The organism is Bradyrhizobium nivariense (assembly GCF_029846695.2).
In the GTDB taxonomy this organism is placed as follows: domain Bacteria; phylum Pseudomonadota; class Alphaproteobacteria; order Rhizobiales; family Xanthobacteraceae; genus Bradyrhizobium.
Genome location: NZ_JARWCR020000218.1, coordinates 1 through 646 on the forward strand (window position 1 = coordinate 1; position 646 = coordinate 646).

Here is a 646-nt window from a genome sequence, read left to right on the forward strand (position 1 = left end):
TCAGCTGGATGACGTTATCGTTGGACACGGCATATCGCTCCTTCGGTGGAGAAGTGGAGGCGTCAAGCACCCCCACGATATGCCGCCTTCCCGATTCCCGCCGTCACCAACTTTGGGCGATAGCTCCTTACAGACAACGCTCTTTGTGAAAACCAAACTAGTCTGACCCGCTTGGTACCAGTGAAACCTCGCTTACCAACACTGCTCTGATCCCGCACGCGCTCGCCAGCGTCTCACGCCGTTGGCCGCAATCGCGGATGCCGGTGCCGCGGCCGCGCGCGGACGACCAGGCTATTATAGCCTCTTCCAAGAGCAATCATCGTTTAAACGTGCAACAGAAATAGATCAGCCGGCGAGGCGTGGGACACGGTGAAATGCGCGCTCTCCATGCCGTGCTGAACGTTGCTGTCAAGGTGGAGGTCGTGCAATGCCTGCGCGAGCACCTGCGAGCGGGGCACGGGTCCGTTCCCTAAAGGGATCGCCGCAGATGTGGATCCGGGCTGCGAGGTGATAGCGGAGAAGTTAAACCCGTCGGCGGGCGGATCGATGACGAGGGTGCCCCCGTTTCCATCGCTTGAGAGATTGAACGTGGAATGGGTGTAGTCGCCGGCCAGCGTGATATGCGCGATGTGGTTCTGGGCGTCCG

At 60.1% G+C, this 646-nt stretch carries 1 protein-coding gene; it reads right to left on the reverse strand.

Annotated elements, in window-relative coordinates; all coding sequences use genetic code 11:
* Positions 1–323: 323 nt before the first annotated feature.
* On the reverse strand, positions 324–646 hold a 323-nt coding region (locus QCM77_RS46015; RefSeq protein WP_280097155.1), incomplete at its 5' end, for a hypothetical protein.